The organism is Parendozoicomonas callyspongiae (assembly GCF_023502345.1).
GTDB classification, from domain to species: Bacteria; Pseudomonadota; Gammaproteobacteria; order Pseudomonadales; family Endozoicomonadaceae; genus Sansalvadorimonas; species Sansalvadorimonas callyspongiae.
This window is the reverse complement of record NZ_JAMFLX010000026.1, coordinates 1-19,294: the sequence shown is the minus strand read 5'-3', so window position 1 is coordinate 19,294 and position 19,294 is coordinate 1. Positions and strand designations below refer to the sequence as shown.

The following is a 19,294-nucleotide window of genomic DNA, read 5'->3' as shown; positions in this document are numbered from 1 at the left end:
TTCTTTCCTATTTACCTTAGCTGAGAAGTATCCTGGTGCTACGACACAGGGTTGTAATCGCTATGGTTTAATTGAAAAGCGGCTTGTGTCCGGTGCTTCGGGTGCTGGCGAGTCATTCGGTTCCAGCAGGTAATCACCATGAGGTTTGATTTCAAACTGGCTGGTATCTGGAGCAGGAGGAGGTTCCGGCGCTTTGAGTGGGTTGATATCTGTTCCGACCGGGGCAATATCCCATGTAGTTGAACTGGCCTTTGGGGCCACTGGTGTATCTGTCTCAGGAATTGATTTCGGCTTTGTGGGTTTGGGCTCGACAGCAGGCTGTTCGGGTTGTTCCTGCGCTTTAGCCGGACTCTTTTTCCTGATTTCACAAACCAAACCAATGCCCTTCAGTTTTTTCACGAAGTTCTGCGCAGCTTCCTGGCTCAGGTTTGATTTCAGGACAACAGCCTTACCTGAAAACAGTTTGGCAAGTTGTTCTGGTGAGGCATGGAAGGCCTTCATGGCCAGATTTTTTACTTTCTGTTCGTTTGCTCCGGGAGCGATTTTACCGCTGAAAATTACGTTGAATGTTGCAGACATGGTGGAGCCTTAATCATTGTTATTGATTAAGTAGTACCACAAGCTGTGAGGATGGGAAACTTGAAGGGGGAGTCGGAGCCCCGACGGTTGTCAGGGCTGGACTGAAGCATTCAGTGCGATCAGTCAGTGCGGATCATCAGATACAGTTCAACTAGTACTTCCGGCAGTTGGGTTGCCATATCTTCCAGCAGGTCAGGGTTGCCGGAAATTTCACTGAACTCTTCCTCTTCCACAAACAGACCGGAGAGAGCGGCTACTGGCAGCAGAAGTTCTGCGATTTCCTGCTCTTTGGCATTGTTAAGCCACAGCTCTTCCTGCTCGATATGCGCTTCCATAAAGCCTGCACACCAGTCGGCCAGTTCGGACTCCAGAATGTCTTCATCTTCTTCGACGGAGACAGGAATCATCACCTCATCATTGAGCTGGTTATCAATCTCTGCCATGGCTGCCAGGATATCGCTAACCAGTTGTTCCTGCGTTAAACCGGTTACGGCAATATCAGGGAACATGGTCTGACAGATATCTTCTGCGCTGTCCGGCTGAGGACTGATGGCCTGTGCTGTCAGGTAGCCATGACCCATAATGGCGTCAAGAGCTTCCTCATCCTTGTCAGCCACCTTGTCCAGTGCCTGAAATAGACGACCATCTAAAAGTAAATCGGAATCCGTCATGTGATTTTTCCGGAAAAGAATAAAGATAAAAATTATCAGATAGCGCAAGTCTGACGCGTGTTGACGCAATTTGGAAGCGTAGACGTGTATACTGCGGTATTTCCCAATGCTTTTTCATTTAATCGGGTGAACACAGCTCTATGTCGGACCGGGCGCGGACGATTCTGGATAATGTTTTTGGTTACACGGATTTTCGTGGCCAGCAGGAAGCGATCATAGAGCAACTGGAGCAGGGCGATGATGCTCTGGTGCTGATGCCGACCGGTGGTGGCAAGAGTCTCTGCTACCAGATACCGGCGCTGCTGCGACCCGGTACCGCGATTGTTATCTCTCCACTGATTGCCCTGATGCAGGATCAGGTTGATGGACTGAACCTGCTGGGTGTCAGGGCGGCTGCTCTGCATTCAGGTATTCCCTATGGTGAGCAGGATCAGATTCAGGAAGACCTTGTTCGCGGCGAGTATGACCTGATCTATGTCTCGCCGGAACGTTTGCTGACCCACCGGATGCTTGAGCTGCTGGATCATATTCAGGTGGCGCTGTTTGCTATCGATGAAGCCCACTGTGTGTCCCAGTGGGGACATGACTTCCGGCCTGAGTATCTGCAGCTATCCATTCTTCATGAACGCTATCCCAATGTTCCCCGTATAGCCCTGACTGCAACAGCGGACCAGCGTACGCGGGAAGAGATTGCTGAACGTCTGAATCTTTCCGGTGCACGCTTCTTTATCAGCAGTTTTGACCGGCCCAATATTTTTTACCGTCTTGCCCAAAAGCGGAACGCCAAAAAGCAGTTGCTGGATTTTATCCTGAAAGATCATGCCGGGCAGTCCGGGATTGTTTATTGCCTTTCCAGGCGCAAGGTTGATGAGCTGGCAGCCTGGCTGCAGAACCAGGGGGTAGCAGCTCTGCCTTATCATGCCGGGCTTGATACTGAGACTCGCTCGAGACACCAGCATCAGTTCCAGACTACGGATAACCTGGTGATGGTTGCGACCATTGCCTTCGGTATGGGGGTGGATAAACCTGATGTGCGCTTTGTCGCCCATATGGATATGCCCCGCAGTATCGAAGCCTATTATCAGGAAACCGGTCGGGCCGGACGTGACGGTCTGGCTGCCACCGCATGGTTGGTTTATGGCCTTCAGGATGTGATTATTCTGGGACAGATGCTGGTTCAGTCGGGTATGAACCAGGCCATGCAGCAGCTGGAGCGTCAGCGACTGACAGCCATGCTGGGTTTCTGTGAGGTCACCGGTTGCCGCCGTGAAGCTCTGCTTGGATATTTTGGTGAATTGCGTGAGGGCAAGTGCGGCAACTGTGATCTTTGTGTGGAACCAGTCTCAACCTGGGATGCCACAGAAGCAGCCCGTAAGGCTCTTTCCAATGTTTACCGCACCGGGCAGCGCTTTGGGGTAAATCATCTGGTAGATGTGCTGCTGGGTAAAACTAATAAAAGAGTCAAAGAACTTGGGCATCAGTCAGTTTCCACATTTGGGGTTGGCAAAGAACTGAGTCAGCCAATCTGGCGATCAGTCTATCGACAGTTGGTGGCTCGTGGTTATGTGACCGTAACGTCCGAATCCCATGGTGGTTTGTTGTTGACAGAAAAGTGCCGGCAGCTGCTGCGCGGCGAAGAAACTCTTGAGCTTCGTCGTGACCGCTATGAAGTTCATGAAAAAATCACTGTTGGCCCAACTCCGCAGCTGAATGGTGAAAATGCTGAACTGTGGGAAGATCTGCGCGCTCTGCGGATGAAACTGGCCAGGGAAAGAGATGTCCCGCCATTCCAGGTATTCAGTGATGCCACGTTGCGGGGAATGATGGCCCGAATGCCTGAGACACCGGACCAACTACTGGAAGTTTCTGGAGTGGGTCAGTTTAAGCTGGAGCAGTATGGTGAAGCTTTCCTGGGAGTACTGACCAGATCAGTACAGGAAAATCCTTAAAATTGGCGGCTTAATGGAGTTTCTGCAAGCTACTGTCAGCTTGCATATTTAAGCAAAGACCTTAGGCTTTTTATATGTCTATTGCTATGAGGCGGCGGTTTTCCTGGCTGCCTTTACAGGGAATGTTGCCATGGGGCCAGTTGATTTTTCCATTCTTGAACAGTTCAAAGAGCTGATGGGGGATGAGGGGGAGGATGAGGTTAAAGATCTTGTCACTCTCTACCTTGAGGATGCCCCCAACCAGATCCGTGCCATGAAATACGCGCTTTCGGGCTCTAATGCCGAAGATTTCCAGCGGGCAGCCCATAGCTTCAAGTCAAGCAGTGCCAATATTGGCGCTTTTGGACTGCAAACTATTTGCCTGGAGCTGGAAACTATGGGTAAGGAGAACTCCCTGGGAGAACCCACCAGGGAGCTGATTTCCAAAGCTGAGTCAGAGTTTGCCAGTGTTCAGACAGCCCTGAATGGCTTCTTGTCTTCGTAAAGAAAGCGCAGTCTGGCACCACAATCACTGCAGTAATAGATAACACCCCGTTTTCTGCGATTGTGTCTGATCGCTGAAAGCGGGGTTTCTTTCTTGGGGCAGCGACAGTTGTAGATAAAGCGATAGCGGCCGGTCTGACGCAGATCATAGCTGTGCAGGCGCTCTGCTGGAACCTTGAAAACTCTGTTCATAACCCCTTGCCATTCTTCTCCGTGTGCAGCAATTCGGTGTCCATAGACTTTTGGGGCAACAATGTGGGCAGTTTCATGGGCGGCAATATGCTTCAGGAAATGACTGCGGTTGTATCTTAGAAAATGAAGATTGAAGCGCAGCAGGTTGCTCTCGGGTATGGCCTGGCCGGCATCTGCCCCCGTCAGGTCGACAAGAATCTTTGGTGGAGAAAAAGGCATATCGTAGAAGCTGGAAGCTTTCCGGATCAGCTCTTGGACCCGGATATGGAGATCAAGATATTCCATCGCTTTTTTGACCTGTTATCGCGAAGCGGATGGAATATTAGTCCCGGTTTTCAGGTGTGCCAGCCCAAAATAACAAAGGGCCGGAAAAGGCCCTTTGTTATGAAAAATTCGTTGAAAATGACGGTTGTATATCAAGTTCAGGTATAGACCGGCCCCGCCCCCAGATTCCACAATGTTACCGTGGCAGCCATGGTTGCTACCAAAATGACCAGGGCGACACAAAGTACCGAACTGGCAAAGATAACCCCCCGTTCAAAAGGGATATCCATGAAGACGGGCAACCCAGTGTAGAGCAGGTAGGATGCCCAGCTTATGGCGGTGATACCAACCAGCATGGCCGTCCACAGAGAGGGGAAAAGACCGATCAGGCCAGCGATAAAAAGAGGTGACGCAGTATAGGCAGTAAAGGCCAGGCACTGGGCAAAGCTCGGTGAGGAACCAAAGGTGCGGGCCATCCAGTGAACAAATCCAGCAATAAAAAAGATAGATGCCAGCATAGCCAGGTAGGCCAGGGTTGACATGGTTATTGCGCTTTCGCTGGTGAGGTAGACGGTATCGGAGCTTCCGGGTAGCTGCCAGCCAGTGGCTGTCGTGCCAAAGAAACCACAGATAGCGGGAATTGCTGCCATAAATATCAGATAGGTCAGTATTATCTTGATAACACTGTGTTGTTCATCTTTGATACTTCGCCATTCCTTGTCGGGGTGCATAAAAAGCCCCGGTACGTGAGTCAGACTCATCGTGCTTCTCCCTGCCAGTCAGTACAGACTGTTATTGCGAGTTGGCGTATTATTTTTATAGATTGTGTCGTTTAAGAGTTTGTCGTTTTGGGCGACTGCATTCAGTTAAACAGCATGTTGAACACTTGGCAACCAATAGTTCCGAATATTATTAGGTGGATCGTTTGAAAAATATTGTCTCGTTGGCAGCTTTTGTGGCTGTTTTTGTTCTTCTCTATGTCTTCTGGCCGGAACAGAAGGAAGAGGTCGCTGAACAGGTTGTGGTTCCTGAAGTGACTGAGGAAGAAGAGCAGAAGCAGCCCGGTCCGGAGGCCTGGGAGATAGCTGGTGTACCTGATTTTATGGCGATCAAGGACGTTAAGCAGAAGAAAAAGAAATTCTTCGATTACATGCTGCCTCTTGTTGAAGAGGAAAATCAGCGAATCATCAAGCAGCGTAACCGGATTCTCCAGCTGGCCGGTAATATTAGCTTGTCTGAGCATGATAAAACCTGGCTGAAGTTTATCGGCAGGCAGTATCGTGAAGAGGGTGAACCGTCGGACAAGTGGTTTGATGATATTCTGGAAAAAGTGGATATGCTGCCACCATCCATGGCACTTGCCCAGGCTGCCAATGAGTCAGGCTGGGGTACATCGCGCTTTGCACGGGAAGGAAATAACTATTTTGGCCAGTGGTGTTTTACGGAAGGTTGTGGACTGGTGCCAAATTCCCGAAAAGAAGGCTTTACCCATGAAGTTAAAAAGTTTGATGATGTACAGGAATCCGTACGTGCCTACCTTCTTAATCTGAACTCTCATCCGCAGTATGAGGCCCTGAGAGAGCTGAGAGTTAATGCCCGTGATAATAATCAGGTTGTTACTGGGCCTTATCTGGCGCAGGGGTTATGGAAGTATTCCGAGCGTGGATTTGATTATGTCGATGAGATTTCCCGCATGATGCACAAGAATAACCTTGTGAAGCTGGACAAGGACGCTGCAGTTACTCTGACACCGTAGAGGCCATCTTTCTCTAACAAATCGTATGCATGGAAAAAGGAGCTGATTTTAGCTCCTTTATTTACTGTGCAGGGGTGGGAGCACCGATCTGTTGCAACAGGCGGGGCCACTCTTCGTCCAGGAATGATTCGGCTTTGAGGCTATTCTGCCGACTTCGCTCGAAGATATTGGCCGGGTGATACTCATAAACGGGTTTGCTCCTGTCTTCGAGAATATCCAGTCCTGACAACCCCATGGTGGAGTTACAGTCAGCCAGGTAGGCACCCCCGAGGTTATTGGCATTATCTATCTCTGCACATCCGGCAAGAACAACATCCAGGAAGGAGCGGGGAACCTTCTTATCCCAGTGACGGGAGGGATCATGCAGGTAAGTTCCGCCATGTCTGACCTTGGTTCGCCATGGGTAGAATACATAGGCATCGATATGGTTCTGGTACCGGTTAAACCAGGCAATATCCTCATCCTTGTAGAACCGGAACATATGCAGTGGAACTCTTATACGCTCAAAGCCCCAGCTGGCCAGGCCATCAATCTTGGGCAGGTCGCGCTCTTTCACCTCGTAAAGCACACCATTGATGAAGCCGCTATAGCCATCCACATCTGAGGGGGTGGACATACGCAGCTTCTGGTCATCTACCCAGATATTCCAGGCTCTTTTATGTCCAACCAGTTTAACTGGAGTGATTCGGCTGTTGAGAGGGATATATTCCGAGTCTTCCCGAACTAACGAAAGCTGGGCACCTTGAAGGCCAAATAGAAAGACTTTTCTTTCAGCAAAGGAGGTAAGGGAATAGGAGAGCAGGAGTATAAAGGCCAGCAGTTCCGATATGCGCCGGGCAACCATCACCAAATCCTTTTGAGAGATTAAAACCTGAATATAGAACAGCTTTATATATATTGTTTTCTATGCGGAATGTTTCTAAAGAAACATTCCGCAAGATATCGGTATTAATTCACGTTAGGGTCGAAATTAACAACCTGAATGACCTCGTTGCTGACAGGTGTCGGCTCGAGTTCAGGGATATTGCCGGAGAAGATAGACTGGTTATCTTCATGTTCATACGGAGCCCGCTCACCGGTGCGGTCAATCTCCAGATCCTTGAAGTTAAACAGCTCAGTATCGGCCATCTGGGACAGGGCGATGTTCTGCATAGAGGAGAAAATGGACTCAATCCGGCTTGGGTGTTTCTTTTCCCAGTCGTTGAGCATGGCCTTGATATTCTGGCGCTGCAGGTTTTCCTGAGAACCGCAGAGGTTGCAGGGAATAATTGGGAACTGCATGTATTCCGCGAACTTGCTGATATCACGTTCACGGCAGTAAGCAAGCGGGCGAATAACAATGTTGCGGCCATCGTCAGACAGCAGCTTAGGCGGCATGGCAGAGATACGGGAACCGTAGAACATGTTCAGGAACAGGGTTTCTACGATATCGTCCTTGTGGTGGCCAAGAGCGATTTTGGTCGCACCAATATCTTCAGCAAAAGCATAAAGTGTGCCACGGCGCAGACGGGAGCAAAGTCCACAGGTAGTTTTTCCTTCCGGAATCTTGGATTTCACTACCGAATAGGTATCACGGTTAATGATGTGGAAGGGAATGCCCAGGGAGTCCAGGTATTCAGGCAGTATATGGTCAGGGAAGCCGGGCTGCTTCTGATCCAGGTTAACGGCAACCAGCTCGAAGTTGATGGGAGCGCTGCGCTGCAGGCTGCGCAGAACGTGCAGCATAACATAGCTGTCCTTGCTTATTGGAACAATTGGCTGACTGGTGTTTTTGGATAAGGGGCGAAAAGCTTGGTACGCAAGGGTTTATGCCGAATCCAGTCCAGCTCAACCTTTACACTTATAGAAAAATGTAAAGGTTGAGTGAGAAAATGCGAATCTTTACATTTTTGGATCGAAGTTCACGACCTGAACAATTCCATCGCTAGCAGATTCTGGCTCAGGAATATTCCCTGAGAAAATGGATTGGTTATCCTCGTGTTCATAAGGTTTACGTTCTCCAGTGCGATCAATCTGGAGATCCTTAAAGTTAAACAGCTCAGTATCGGCCATCTGAGATGGAGCTATGTTTTGCATAGCAGTAAAGATGGATTCAATACGGCTGGGATGTTTTCTCTCCCATTCCTTAAGCATGGCCTTAATATTTTGACGTTGGAGGTTCTCCTGTGAACCGCAAAGGTTGCAGGGAATGATTGGGAACTCCATGGCAGCCGCAAAGCGCTTGATATCATTTTCGCGGCAGTAAGCTAGAGGTCGAATGACAATGTTTCGGCCATCATCTGATAACAATTTCGGTGGCATAGAGGAAATGCGGGATCCGTAAAACATGTTTAGAAACATGGTTTCTACAATGTCATCTTTATGATGGCCGAGTGCAATTTTGGTAGCACCTATTTCTTCTGCAAAGGCATACAGGGTTCCGCGGCGCAACCTAGAGCAAAGGCCACAGGTTGTTTTGCCTTCGGGAATCTTTGACTTTACAACAGAGTAAGTGTCACGGTTGACGATATGATAGGGAATGCCAATGGTGTCCAGATATTCGGGAAGAACATGCTCTGGGAATCCTGGTTGCTTCTGATCAAGGTTTACTGCTATCAACTCAAAATTGATAGGGGCACTTTTCTGTAGACTACGCAGAATATGGAGCATGGTGTAGCTATCAGCCCCGCCGGATAAACACACCATGATCTTGTCGCCATCTTTGATCATGTTGAATTCTTCGATAGCCCGCCCGGTATGGCGTCGGAGCTTCTTTTGCAGCTTGTTAAATTCGGTTTTCTCAGATCCAGAAATCGGCTTAGTCATCAGTTCGGCTAGGGCTTGTAAAAGCACGGAAGTATACCGGTAGTAAAGTTCTTGACCAATGGGGTTATTCGCAATTTCAGGGGGCATTCCCCTTGAATATGTATCGGAGGTGTATGGGATAAGTGGCTCATTTTTTGATCAAATCATGATTGGTCTGTAAACGTTTGAGTAGCATCCTTAAGAATTTCGTTTTCTTTGAAAAATTGGATAACTTCCTCCTCCAGCCATCCAAGTTGTGTGTCTATTGATTCATGATGCAGTCACTGGAATAAGCGAAAATGAAACGAAAAATGATATCCGTTAGCAAGAGCTGGCTTAGAACCAGGTTGAGCGTCTTCACGGGAAAGGTGTACTGAACCGGTAGAGGAAAGCCGTGAAACAGTGGTAAAAACAGGAGAAAGGTGTCTCTCTCGTAGCTAAAGCCGATGGAGCAACAGACCAAAGCTACGTGAAATGTCTAATCAGGCATTGCTCGAAAGACGGTTAGATGTGCTTGATAGAGACAGGCTCGAATATCCCGCTGTCAAACAACCAGTCGAAGGCGATATTGTCAGCATGATAGTAACCGGAACGAACACCAGGACAGTTCATAAAAGCTTGTGAAACCTTCACACCTCCAATCTTGCCCGCCATGGTGATATTCTGCTTTTTAGTACAGACCACATTTTGAGAATCATCCATAACATCAAACTTCAACGCCACGGTGTACTCATCAAATGGGAAGTTCAGATTTTGTTGTACAGCATTAATCGAATAAGCGCCTTTTTCACTGTACGTGGTCTTAGTAATATGAATTTTACCAATTTCGATTCTGATTTCTGGGTCTAACCCTATATACTTATAAGGTCCAAGCTCATTCTTTAGATTGTCAATTTCAGCAGTCGCATTTTTCATTTTGCTTTCTAACTCTTTAAGAGTTGTTTCTAGCGAGTTGACTTTTTCTTCAGGCGCAAAGCAGCCGGTCATAAAAAAAGAAACAAAAACACAAAGTAGAATATTTTTCATCTGAGTCCATTCCTTGATCTAAACAGAGGCTAATTTTAGGTGCTCAAAGAATTTAGGAATATAGGTGCAATTACCTGAATTGAATTACAAGAACAAAGTACAAACAAATCCATTTATCAAATGCATTCTATGTACAAATTCACATCAAAAAAATAATTAATAAGTTAGTGTTGATAGAGAATCAGCCCATTATACACTCAACAAGAAAAGAAAGAATGGTTCCACCCGTGAACGCAATCATTCCATATATTGCTCTGAGAGAGATTGGTTTAAAAAAACTCAGAAGAGTGTGTAACCTATATGATTACTTTGGTGAGTTCCTTTAGGAAGTCGTTCAGGCCACTTTATGATTAAATGGATGTCGTGGATTCTTTAGTATTAGCTTTAGTCTTCTTGGTATTCATGTTTTCCTACTTCAGTTCGAATGGTTTTTAGAATAAAAAACAGGTCTCCTTTTATGATGCAGGTTTTGAAATGGAAGGTAATGGAGTATCCCTATTTTTCCAAGGTTTAATCGGCTGTAAATTTAACATGTGATATGAATTAGGTGTTCCACTTTTACAGCCTCACATCAATGTACTTTTTGTATGTAATGGCTGCGGCTCTAGAAATTCTCCAGCTGGCAATGATTGAGGCACAAATTACCCACTCTCTTGTTACTGAGTTATTGATTACACTCGATATAAAGATTGGTAGGAAAATAATAATTACATCTAGTAAAATGTTGATTCTTTTTTCATTTATTTGAGGTTTATCAGTATTCTTATACTCCTCTTTATTACGCCACACACGGATTCCACGACCTAATCCTGTTGAAAGTATTCTAGATTTGTACGCAAAATAAGGGTCTGGGATGGTATAATGAAAACGTTTATCATTCTCCATGTTTTGATCAGGGTCTTCCTTTTTATCTTCACTTGATATTGCTGAGTTTTCTTTAATTTTTGAGGGTTTATTGAATTTTCCTAGACCATCTGGTGTTTGGTTATATCCATGTAGAAATGTATCAAACTCAATTATATAGTACAGTTCATAGTAATCTAACTCTGATTCGCGAGTTTCAATGATAACGTCAAACCTGAATTTATTTTGTCCAGCTCTTGCCCAGGCTGACTGTAAATCTGAGTTTTCGTGTGTTCCCTCAATCAACTTCTGATAGTGATCTCTCCACCTCCTTCCAATATCTTTAGATTGTCCAATATAGCTTTTGTGATCACTGCTCCAGAGACAATATATGCCGCATTTTTTGTCAGCATTCTTAAAGTGTTCCTGTAAGTTATTTATCGAAGAAAATGGAATATTTAAAATTGAATGCCTGATAGCTTGCTTGGTACATTTGCTGCTATTGTAATTATTAGAGTTAAGATTATTTGTATCTGGCTTTTTGGCTTCTTTATTTGTCTTCTTGGATTTAGGGAATGTTGACAATGAAATTGCAAAGTACACATTGTCACCACGAACCATTTTTCTAGATATAGAAGCTTGGTACTCGTTTCCTGAATCAAGAATATGTGCTAACCTTTCGCCAGCAATAATTCTGGGAATATGTCCTAGCATTTTTCCTGAGGCATGAACCTGTATTGCATTCGAGTCATGCTCGTTTTCAGGATTCCTAATTAGCGTTATTTCAGACCCTCTCGTAATATCTTCAAAGAAAATATTTTGATCTAACCCGTCGCTATCGACATAGCATGTACCAACAACTTTAACTGTCTCTGTTTCAAAATGGTTCATAATATTCAGTAGTACGATTATTAAACACTATGAAAAATATTTATCAGAAAGAGTATGAAAAATATTTTTCGTTTTCGAAAAATACAATGAAGCAAGTGAGTGCCTTCAATCTCCATTATGTATTGGGTACATGATCTAGAATTTTGATGATATTCCTCACGTAATTTATTCTATTGATATTTATCAATACTCAATGGAGTAAGGGTGAAAGTATAAAAGTAGAAAGGTTTCAATCTTGTAATAGGTGTTGCCATGTTGCTGTCCATTACTACATTTTTTCAGTTTTATCATGTGACCAGTGAAAAGTATGGATTAATCATTTCAGCCCAAAAAACAGGATTCTTTGATTGTGTAGGAAGCAGAAAAAGGAGTGCAAATAATGCCATAAACGAAAGTAAGAGAGGAAGAAAGGGCTATGGACTTAACAGAACAAGAACTGAGAAAGCCGATACCTCATGACTGGCTGGTAAAGTCCGGTGTCCGTTCAGAAACATAATGCTAGTTTTGCACTAATCTGAATTATGAAGGCAATGTGCCTGTATTACAGGCGCCAATAACTAGGCGGCTTTATAACTGTAGAACTAGTTTGTACAGAAGTCCCACTAAGGTATACACGCACAGATCACCAACACATATTTACTTCACGACTTCAATTGACGCTCTCCCTGCATAGCCACATAAGTTGAAATCCACTGGGTACTCAGCTGAACAAGCTCTCGCAGGTGGCGATTTTCTCGTTGCAGATTCTTTATCTCTTTCTCCGAAGATTTTGGTGTCCCTCCACTTGTGGGTGATGGCTCCTCTATTCCAGCCTTATGAGTATCCAACAGTGTTGAAAACATAAGGGCATCATCACTATTTTTGCACCAGCGTTGAACTTTATGGTGTTCAACGTCCAGCTCCTTGGCAACCTGCACAGTACTCATTCCAGAACGAACCATATAAACAGCATGTTCCCGAAAAGCTTTAGTGGTCGTTTTTCTTGCCATCACAAATGACTCCAACCATTACAGGTGGTATGCATGAATGCAGAATTTACAAAATGACCATTATAGACGGTAGAGCTAATACCGTACTGGAAATCAGTATTCTTTCATTTAGCGGAAAGGATACTGGCTTTGTCAACGGTTCAGAGGAAATTTGGGCAACGATTGCGAGAAGTGCGAGAGCAACAAACTCTGACTCAGGAAGAGCTTGCACACAGGGCAAAACTCAACCGTACATATATTGGCGACATTGAGAGGGGAGAGAAAAATCTTACCCTCGAAAGTATGGCAAGGCTGGCAAGCGCTCTGGGTATAAAGATAAGAGATCTTTTCGACTGGGAGTTATAATTACTCGATAATTATTAACCCTGTACTCTTTAATCACAGCGCCAGTTCTTTTGTGCAAATGAACCAATATTCTGAGACATACTGTGTGGCAACCTGGTGCAAAGCACTGGTAGTTAACCTGGAATCCATTTCTCAGGATCCATATCTGTCCAGACTATCTATTGATACTCTTCAGGAGGAAAATGTTCATTTAACCTCTGATGAGGCCCACCACATTGCAATGCTGTTGGATATATCAACCGAGCAATTAAGACGAAGGCCAACTTTAAGAGATATGAGAGGTGGCAGGTTAGCGCACCTTGCCAAACTGGCTGGATCTGAAGCATCCAGAAAAGCATAAATCATCGCCCGGAAAAGCATTACAGCTCAGCCCTTCCAAGTGATAACAGTATTTCTGGCAAGGTATAATCCTGCCATATTGCGGTCAGGAACACTCTGAACTTTAGTGTCAGGCATACCCTCCTATCCAGTTCAGTAAATCCTACGCTGTTTTACTCACTGCTTTTTATGCGAAAATCCCCACTTACCTCCACGCGGACGGAAGCGCAGCAGTGGCAAGCATAGATAAATCCAAGCTCACCGAAACCGACATCATTACCAAATTCATCCTGCCAGCCGTGAAGGATGCAGGCTGGGATGATCTGACCCAGATCCGTCAGGAAGTGAAACTTCGTGACGGCAAGGTGGTGGTGCGTGGGAAGGTTGCTGCCCGCAAGAAGGTGAAATCTGCAGATATCGTGCTGTATCACAAGCCCAGCATGCCTCTGGCCGTGATTGAAGCCAAGGCCAACAAGCATGAGATGGGCAAAGGTATGCAGCAGGGTTTGGATTACGCCAAACTGCTGGAAGTGCCTTTCGTGTTTGCTTCCAATGGTGATGGTTTTATCTTTCATGACAAAACAAACCCAACGCAGCTGGAAACAGAAATCAGCCTGAATGATTTCCCGACACCGCAAAAACTCTGGCAGAAGTTCTGTATCTGGAAAGGCTACACAGAACAGCAGCTTCCCATTATTACTCAGGATTATCATGACGATGGCAGTGGCAAGTCTCCCCGCTACTATCAGCTGCAGGCCATTAACAAATCCGTAGAAGCCATCTCTGCCGGGCAGGATCGTGTGTTGCTGGTCATGGCCACAGGAACCGGCAAAACCTATACCGCCTTCCAGATTATCTGGCGGTTATGGAAAGCCAAGAACAAGAAACGCATTCTGTTTCTGGCCGACCGTAATGTGCTGGTTGACCAATCAAAGAGTAATGATTTTCAGCCCTTTGGCTCGGCCATGACCAAAGTGCAAAAGCGCACGGTTGACCCCTCCTATGAAATCCATCTGGCTCTTTACCAGGCTCTCACTGGCCCAGAAGAACATCAGAAAGCCTTCAAACAGGTTGACCCGGATTTCTTTGATCTGATTGTTATCGACGAGTGCCACCGTGGCAGCGCATCGGAAGACAGCGCATGGCGTGAGATTCTGGAATATTTCAGCAGTGCCACCCAGATTGGTCTGACCGCTACGCCCAAGGAGACTGATGATGTTTCCAACGCCGATTACTTTGGCGACCCGGTTTACACCTACTCCCTGAAGGAAGGTATCGAAGATGGTTTCCTCGCGCCTTACAAGGTTGTGCGGGTTGATATTGATGTGGATCTGCAGGGCTGGCGGCCCACCAAAGGGCAGGTGGATAAACATGGCGAGCTGATCGAAGACCGCATTTACAACCAGAAAGATTTTGATCGCACTATGGTGATTGATGAGCGCACCGAACTGGTGGCGCAGACCATCACCAACTATCTCAAGCGTACTGACCCAATGGCCAAAACCATTGTGTTCTGCAACGATATCAACCACGCCGAACGTATGCGCCGGGCGCTGGTCAACCTGAACAAGGATCAGGTAGATAAAAGCGATAAGTACGTGATGAAGATCACCGGGGATGATGAAGTTGGCAAGGCCCAGCTGGATAACTTTATCAACCCGAAAAAGCCTTACCCGGTTATTGCAACCACTTCAGAGCTGATGACCACTGGGGTTGATGCCAAAACCTGCAAACTTGTGGTGCTGGATCAGAACATCCAGTCCATGACCAAGTTCAAGCAGATTATTGGCCGGGGTACCCGGATTGATGACAAATACAACAAGCTCTGGTTCACCATCCTGGACTTCAAAAAAGCCACCGAGCTGTTTGCCGATGAACGCTTTGACGGTATTCCGGAAAAGGTGATCACCACCAAGCCCAAAGATATCAACGATGAAGAGTCCGATCTGGAAGATATTCTGAACAATGACGATCAGCCAGAGGATGGTGAAACCTCAGGAGATGATCCCGGCGGCGCTAGTGAACAGAACGGTGAGGAGATCGGTGAAGAAGAACCCTGGGGCGATACCACAGACGGCGAGCTGCCCGGTGAAGAAAACCAGGTTCGCAAATACCATGTGAACGGCGTTACCGTTAAAGCCGTTGCCGAGCGGGTTCAGTATTACGATACCGATGGCAAGCTGGTGACGGAATCCTTTAAGGATTACACCCGCAAAACCATTGCCAAACAGTTTGCCTCTCTGGATGAGTTCACCAAAAAATGGAATGCCGCCGAGCGCAAGCAAGCCATTATTGATGAGCTGGAACGAGAAGGCATAATCTGGGAGCTCTTGCTGCAGGAAGTAGAACAGAAAATCGGCAAAGAGCTGGACCCTTTCGACCTGATCTGCCACGTGGTGTACGATCAGCCGCCCCTCACCCGCAAAGAGCGGGCCGAGAATGTGAAGAAGCGCAACTACTTCACCAAGTACTCCGAAACCGCCCAATCAGTCCTCAACACCCTGCTGGATAAATACGCCGATGAAGGTGTACTGGAGATTGAGAAGAAGAGCGTTCTGAAAGTAGAACCTTTCCCTCAAATGGGCCGCCCCAAAGAAATTGTACAAAAGGGCTTCGGCAAGCCTGCTGATTACGAAAAAGCCATCAGCGAACTGGAAGCCGAGATTTACCGCATCGCCTAATTTATTTGCACTGCACAAGGCTGACCGTGACGCTTATCTACAGCGTGGGGTTCAGCCTTGTGTACATCAACCTGTTTAAGAGAACACCATGTCAATCAGTTCCGTTATCAAATCCATCCAGGACATTATGCGAAAGGATGCAGGCGTCGATGGCGATGCCCAGCGTCTGGGCCAGATGTCCTGGCTGCTGTTCCTGAAAATCTTTGATGCCCAGGAAGAAGAGCTGGAATTTGAGCTGGATCACTACCGCACGCCCATTCCCGATGAGTATCTGTGGCGCAACTGGGCAGCCGATAAGCAGGGTATTACCGGCGATGAACTGCTCGCTTTCGTCAATGATGAGCTGTTCCCCGACCTGAAAAACCTGACCGCCCCAATTGATACCAACCCCCGTGGTTTTGTGGTGAAAGAAGCCTTCAGTGATGCCTTCAACTATATGAAGAACGGCACCCTGCTGCGCCAGGTGATCAACAAGCTGAACGAGATCGACTTTACCAGCTCCAAAGAGCGACACCTGTTTAATGATCTCTACGAAAAAATCCTGAAAGACCTGCAAAGCGCAGGCAATGCCGGTGAGTTCTACACCCCCCGTGCCGTCACCCGCTTTATGGTAGACAGAGTGAACCCTCAGCTGGGCGAAAGCATTATGGACCCGGCCTGCGGAACCGGTGGCTTTCTCTCCTGCTCCTTTGACCATGTAAAAAACAACTACGTCAAAACCACGGAAGATCACCAGACCCTGCAGAAGCAGATTCACGGTGTTGAGAAAAAACAGCTGCCCCATCTGCTCTGCACCACCAATATGCTGCTGCACGGTATTGAAGTGCCGGTGCAGATCAAACACGGCAACACCCTGAGCAAGCCTCTCTCCAGCTGGGATGAAGAGATTGATGTGATCGTCACCAACCCGCCTTTTGGTGGCACAGAGGAAGACGGCATTGAGAAAAACTTCCCGGCAGAAATGCAGACCCGGGAAACAGCCGACCTTTTCCTGCAGCTAATTATCGAAATTCTGGCTGGCTCTTCAGCAAAGAAAGGGGGCAGAGCTGCGGTGGTGCTGCCCGATGGCACCCTGTTTGGTGAAGGCGTAAAAACCAAGATCAAGAAGCTGCTGTGTGAAGAGTGCAACCTGCACACCATAGTGCGCCTGCCCAACGGCGTATTTAACCCCTACACCGGCATTAAAACCAACCTGCTGTTCTTTACCAAGGGCCAGCCCACCAAAGATATCTGGTTCTACGAGCACCCTTATCCGGAAGGCGTAAAGAACTACAGCAAAACCAAACCCATGAAGTTTGAGGAGTTCAAGGCAGAACAGGCATGGTGGGGCGATGAAGCTGATGGTTTTGCAGCACGGGTAGAAAATGAACACGCCTGGAAAGTCAGCATTGATGAAATCATCAACCGCAACTTCAACCTGGATATCAAAAACCCTCACGTTGGCGAAATCATCATCCATGACCCGGAAGAACTGCTGGCAGATTATGCCCAGCAGCAGGAACAGATTCATGGGTTGCTGAACCAGCTGAAAGATATTCTGGGTGAAGCCCTGAGTGAAGGTAAGCAGTAATGAGTGATGTAGAAAATCTGATTACCGACAATATTGCCAACTGGGCGCTGGCGGTTCAGAAACGAAATGCTACCGGGCGTGGTTCCAGTAAGAAGGTTGAGCTTTATGGCATTAAGAAATTACGTGAGCTTATTCGCGAGCTTGCAGTACGAGGTAAGCTTGTTACTCAGAATCCTGAAGATGAGCCAGCCTCTGCCCTTTTGAATCGAATTGCATCTGAGAAAGCGCAATTATTTGAATCCAAAGAAATTAAAAAGCCTCGGAAGTTTCTTGATATCACTGAGAATGAAAAGCCTTTTGATATACCTGCTGGCTGGGCATGGGCAAGACTTGAGGATATTGGCAGAGAATGGGGCCAGAAAAAGCCAGACCAGCAATTCACATATATTGATGTAGGGGCTATAAACAAAGAGCTTGGATACATTAGCGAACCAAATATCCTCGAAGCTGGTGAAGCCCCTTCGCGTGCGCGAAAGCTAGTAAAAGAAGGGACAGTTATATATTCAACGGTAAGACCATACTTGTTGAATATTGCAGTGATCAATCAGGCATTTGATCCAGAACCGATAGCTAGTACCGCTTTTGCTATCTTACACCCAATGGGAGGCATGTCAGGCTCATTTATCTATCGCTATTTGCGATCTCCCAGCTTTGTAAAATACGTTGAAAGTTGTCAGACAGGCATTGCGTATCCTGCTATCAATGATAAGCAGTTTTTTTCTGGTGTTATTCCTGTACCACCAGAAGCTGAACAAATCCGTATAGATGCTAAAGCCCAAGAACTCATGTCACTGTGCGATCAGCTGGAGCAGCAAACCGAATCCAGCCTCACCGCCCATGCGACACTGGTCGAAAACCTGCTCGCCACCTTGACCAGCAGCATCGATGCCGCCGAGCTGGAACAGAACTGGCTGCGCATTGCCGAGCATTTCACCACTCTGTTCACCACTGAAGAGAGCATCGACCAGCTCAAACAAACCGTGCTGCAACTGGCGGTTATGGGCAAGCTGGTTCCCCAGAACCCGAACGATGAACCGGCTTCGGTACTGCTGGAGAAAATCGCCGCCGAAAAGGCGCAGTTGATCAAAGAGAAGAAGATCAAGAAGCACCCTAAGGTTCAGCCAATTGGTGGGTTAGGCGACCTACCTTCCACTTGGGAAAAAATTGTTGTTCAGGATTTTGCAGATATACGCCTCGGTAGCACCCCAAGCAGAACTGAGCCAACTTATTGGAATGGCGAAATTCCTTGGGTGAGTTCTGGAGAAGTTGCACATGAGATTATTTGGGATACAAAAGAAAAAATAACTCCTGAGGGTTTGAGTAAGTCCAGCACATCAATCATCCCTGCAAGAAGTCTTCTGATGGCAATCATTGGGCAAGGTAAAACCAGAGGACAAACAGCACTGTTAGGGATTGATGCTTGCACAAACCAAAATATTGCGGCTTTTGTATTCAATGAAAATTTTGTTGTCCCAGAATTTGTTTGGATTTGGGCCAAGAGTAAATATCATGCGCACAGAGGCGGTGGACATGGTGGAGCGCAACCAGCCCTGAACGGTAAAAAAGTCAGGAGTTTCAGTTTTCCTCTTCCACCAACAGATGAACAGCAGCGCATTGTTGAAAAAGTGGATGAGCTACTGGCGATTTGCAATCAGCTCCAAACCCACCTCCAACAAGCCCAGCAAACCCGCCTGCATCTGGCCGATGCTATGGTAGAAGGTGCTCTCAGTTAAGGATAAACATGGACTGTTTTAAGAAGTATCAGTCATTAACTCTGTCTGATGAGTACATTACTGACCCATTATTATTGGCACTGGCCTGGAAGAAAAGTCACCGATATATCCGCTCAACCAGCTGGTATGCAGACAACTTCGAGCTGGATTTATCTGCTTTGGATCTGGCAGATAAGTGCGAAGAGTGGAGGAAAGACATCAAATCTGACTCTCAACTTTT

17 protein-coding genes and 1 pseudogene are annotated in these 19,294 nt (G+C 46.7%); 8 read left to right on the top strand and 10 right to left on the bottom strand.

All coding sequences use genetic code 11. The features are described from left to right. Window positions 1-60 precede the first annotated feature (60 nt). Window positions 61-579, bottom strand: a complete 519-nt coding sequence (locus M3P05_RS16305; RefSeq protein WP_249701100.1) for a hypothetical protein — start codon at window positions 577-579, stop codon at window positions 61-63. 119 nt (window positions 580-698) lie between these two features. Beyond that, a complete protein-coding gene (locus M3P05_RS16300; protein WP_249701099.1) occupies window positions 699-1,250 on the bottom strand; it encodes a YecA/YgfB family protein in 552 nt (183 codons plus the stop codon). A gap of 140 nt (window positions 1,251-1,390) precedes the next feature. On the opposite strand from M3P05_RS16300, the gene recQ reads away from it, so the two are divergent. Then, window positions 1,391-3,199 (top strand): DNA helicase RecQ, encoded by a 1,809-nt coding sequence (recQ, locus tag M3P05_RS16295; RefSeq protein ID WP_249701098.1) that lies wholly within the window; start codon window positions 1,391-1,393, stop codon window positions 3,197-3,199. A 130-nt stretch (window positions 3,200-3,329) separates the two neighbouring features. Beyond that, a complete protein-coding gene (locus M3P05_RS16290) occupies window positions 3,330-3,683 on the top strand; it encodes an Hpt domain-containing protein (RefSeq protein WP_249701097.1) in 354 nt (117 codons plus the stop codon). Here M3P05_RS16290 and M3P05_RS16285 read toward each other — a convergent pair. Together M3P05_RS16285 and M3P05_RS16280 are read right to left on the bottom strand one after the other, a co-directional pair. Further along, window positions 3,650-4,159, bottom strand: coding sequence for a SprT-like domain-containing protein (locus M3P05_RS16285; RefSeq protein ID WP_249701096.1), 510 nt, complete (start codon window positions 4,157-4,159; stop codon window positions 3,650-3,652). The two genes, M3P05_RS16290 and M3P05_RS16285, sit on opposite strands and share 34 nt — an antisense overlap. Window positions 4,160-4,296: 137 nt before the next feature. Further along, on the bottom strand, window positions 4,297-4,899 hold the full coding sequence (locus tag M3P05_RS16280; protein WP_249701095.1) for a Yip1 family protein: 603 nt from the start codon (window positions 4,897-4,899) through the stop codon (window positions 4,297-4,299). 164 nt (window positions 4,900-5,063) lie between these two features. Here M3P05_RS16280 and M3P05_RS16275 point away from each other — a divergent pair, with 164 nt between their 5' ends. Then, on the top strand, window positions 5,064-5,894 hold the full coding sequence (locus M3P05_RS16275; protein WP_249701093.1) for a glucosaminidase domain-containing protein: 831 nt from the start codon (window positions 5,064-5,066) through the stop codon (window positions 5,892-5,894). 61 nt (window positions 5,895-5,955) lie between these two features. On the opposite strand, the gene M3P05_RS16270 is transcribed toward M3P05_RS16275, so the two are convergent. From M3P05_RS16270 to M3P05_RS16245, 6 genes and pseudogenes are all read right to left on the bottom strand, one after another. Further along, window positions 5,956-6,738: a hypothetical protein gene (locus M3P05_RS16270; RefSeq protein WP_249701092.1), complete on the bottom strand. Its 783-nt coding sequence runs from the start codon at window positions 6,736-6,738 to the stop codon at window positions 5,956-5,958. A 104-nt stretch (window positions 6,739-6,842) separates the two neighbouring features. After that, window positions 6,843-7,634, bottom strand: a pseudogene (gene ttcA / locus M3P05_RS16265) (tRNA 2-thiocytidine(32) synthetase TtcA); the annotation flags it as partial. A gap of 141 nt (window positions 7,635-7,775) precedes the next feature. Then, window positions 7,776-8,699 (bottom strand): tRNA 2-thiocytidine(32) synthetase TtcA, encoded by a 924-nt coding sequence (ttcA, locus tag M3P05_RS16260; protein ID WP_249701091.1) that lies wholly within the window; start codon window positions 8,697-8,699, stop codon window positions 7,776-7,778. A 483-nt stretch (window positions 8,700-9,182) separates the two neighbouring features. Further along, window positions 9,183-9,704 (bottom strand): hypothetical protein, encoded by a 522-nt coding sequence (locus tag M3P05_RS16255; RefSeq protein ID WP_249701090.1) that lies wholly within the window; start codon window positions 9,702-9,704, stop codon window positions 9,183-9,185. Window positions 9,705-10,262: 558 nt separating this feature from the next. Beyond that, window positions 10,263-11,438, bottom strand: coding sequence for an HIRAN domain-containing protein (locus tag M3P05_RS16250; RefSeq protein ID WP_249701089.1), 1,176 nt, complete (start codon window positions 11,436-11,438; stop codon window positions 10,263-10,265). A gap of 641 nt (window positions 11,439-12,079) precedes the next feature. Continuing rightward, window positions 12,080-12,427, bottom strand: coding sequence for a helix-turn-helix domain-containing protein (locus tag M3P05_RS16245; RefSeq protein WP_249701088.1), 348 nt, complete (start codon window positions 12,425-12,427; stop codon window positions 12,080-12,082). Between the two features lie 129 nt (window positions 12,428-12,556). On the opposite strand from M3P05_RS16245, the gene M3P05_RS16240 reads away from it, so the two are divergent. The 5 genes from M3P05_RS16240 to M3P05_RS16220 all read left to right on the top strand — a co-directional run. Beyond that, window positions 12,557-12,772 (top strand): helix-turn-helix domain-containing protein, encoded by a 216-nt coding sequence (locus tag M3P05_RS16240; protein ID WP_332842024.1) that lies wholly within the window; start codon window positions 12,557-12,559, stop codon window positions 12,770-12,772. Window positions 12,773-13,323: 551 nt separating this feature from the next. Beyond that, complete coding sequence (gene hsdR / locus M3P05_RS16235; protein ID WP_249701087.1) at window positions 13,324-15,771, top strand: EcoAI/FtnUII family type I restriction enzme subunit R; 2,448 nt, start codon at window positions 13,324-13,326, stop codon at window positions 15,769-15,771. An 88-nt stretch (window positions 15,772-15,859) separates the two neighbouring features. After that, window positions 15,860-17,341, top strand: a complete 1,482-nt coding sequence (locus M3P05_RS16230; RefSeq protein WP_249701086.1) for a type I restriction-modification system subunit M — start codon at window positions 15,860-15,862, stop codon at window positions 17,339-17,341. Then, the gene (locus M3P05_RS16225) at window positions 17,341-19,074 is read left to right on the top strand and encodes a restriction endonuclease subunit S (protein WP_249701085.1); all 1,734 of its coding nucleotides are present in this window, start codon (window positions 17,341-17,343) and stop codon (window positions 19,072-19,074) included. The genes M3P05_RS16230 and M3P05_RS16225 overlap by 1 nt, the downstream gene beginning before the upstream one ends. An 8-nt stretch (window positions 19,075-19,082) precedes the next feature. Then, window positions 19,083-19,294 (top strand): hypothetical protein (locus M3P05_RS16220; RefSeq protein WP_249701084.1); only part of this gene is annotated, 212 nt, incomplete at its 3' end.

What these genes read in the sequence shown, in the direction of transcription:
- M3P05_RS16305 (WP_249701100.1), bottom strand. Translation starts at nt 579, where the DNA reads ATGTCTGCAACATTCAACGTAATTTTCAGCGGTAAAATCGCTCCCGGA.
- M3P05_RS16300 (WP_249701099.1), bottom strand. Translation starts at nt 1,250, where the DNA reads ATGACGGATTCCGATTTACTTTTAGATGGTCGTCTATTTCAGGCACTG.
- recQ (WP_249701098.1), top strand. Translation starts at nt 1,391, where the DNA reads ATGTCGGACCGGGCGCGGACGATTCTGGATAATGTTTTTGGTTACACG.
- M3P05_RS16290 (WP_249701097.1), top strand. Translation starts at nt 3,330, where the DNA reads ATGGGGCCAGTTGATTTTTCCATTCTTGAACAGTTCAAAGAGCTGATG.
- M3P05_RS16285 (WP_249701096.1), bottom strand. Translation starts at nt 4,159, where the DNA reads ATGGAATATCTTGATCTCCATATCCGGGTCCAAGAGCTGATCCGGAAA.
- M3P05_RS16280 (WP_249701095.1), bottom strand. Translation starts at nt 4,899, where the DNA reads ATGAGTCTGACTCACGTACCGGGGCTTTTTATGCACCCCGACAAGGAA.
- M3P05_RS16270 (WP_249701092.1), bottom strand. Translation starts at nt 6,738, where the DNA reads ATGGTTGCCCGGCGCATATCGGAACTGCTGGCCTTTATACTCCTGCTC.
- ttcA (WP_249701091.1), bottom strand. Translation starts at nt 8,699, where the DNA reads ATGACTAAGCCGATTTCTGGATCTGAGAAAACCGAATTTAACAAGCTG.
- M3P05_RS16255 (WP_249701090.1), bottom strand. Translation starts at nt 9,704, where the DNA reads ATGAAAAATATTCTACTTTGTGTTTTTGTTTCTTTTTTTATGACCGGC.
- M3P05_RS16250 (WP_249701089.1), bottom strand. Translation starts at nt 11,438, where the DNA reads ATGAACCATTTTGAAACAGAGACAGTTAAAGTTGTTGGTACATGCTAT.
- M3P05_RS16245 (WP_249701088.1), bottom strand. Translation starts at nt 12,427, where the DNA reads ATGGCAAGAAAAACGACCACTAAAGCTTTTCGGGAACATGCTGTTTAT.
- M3P05_RS16230 (WP_249701086.1), top strand. Translation starts at nt 15,860, where the DNA reads ATGTCAATCAGTTCCGTTATCAAATCCATCCAGGACATTATGCGAAAG.
- M3P05_RS16225 (WP_249701085.1), top strand. Translation starts at nt 17,341, where the DNA reads ATGAGTGATGTAGAAAATCTGATTACCGACAATATTGCCAACTGGGCG.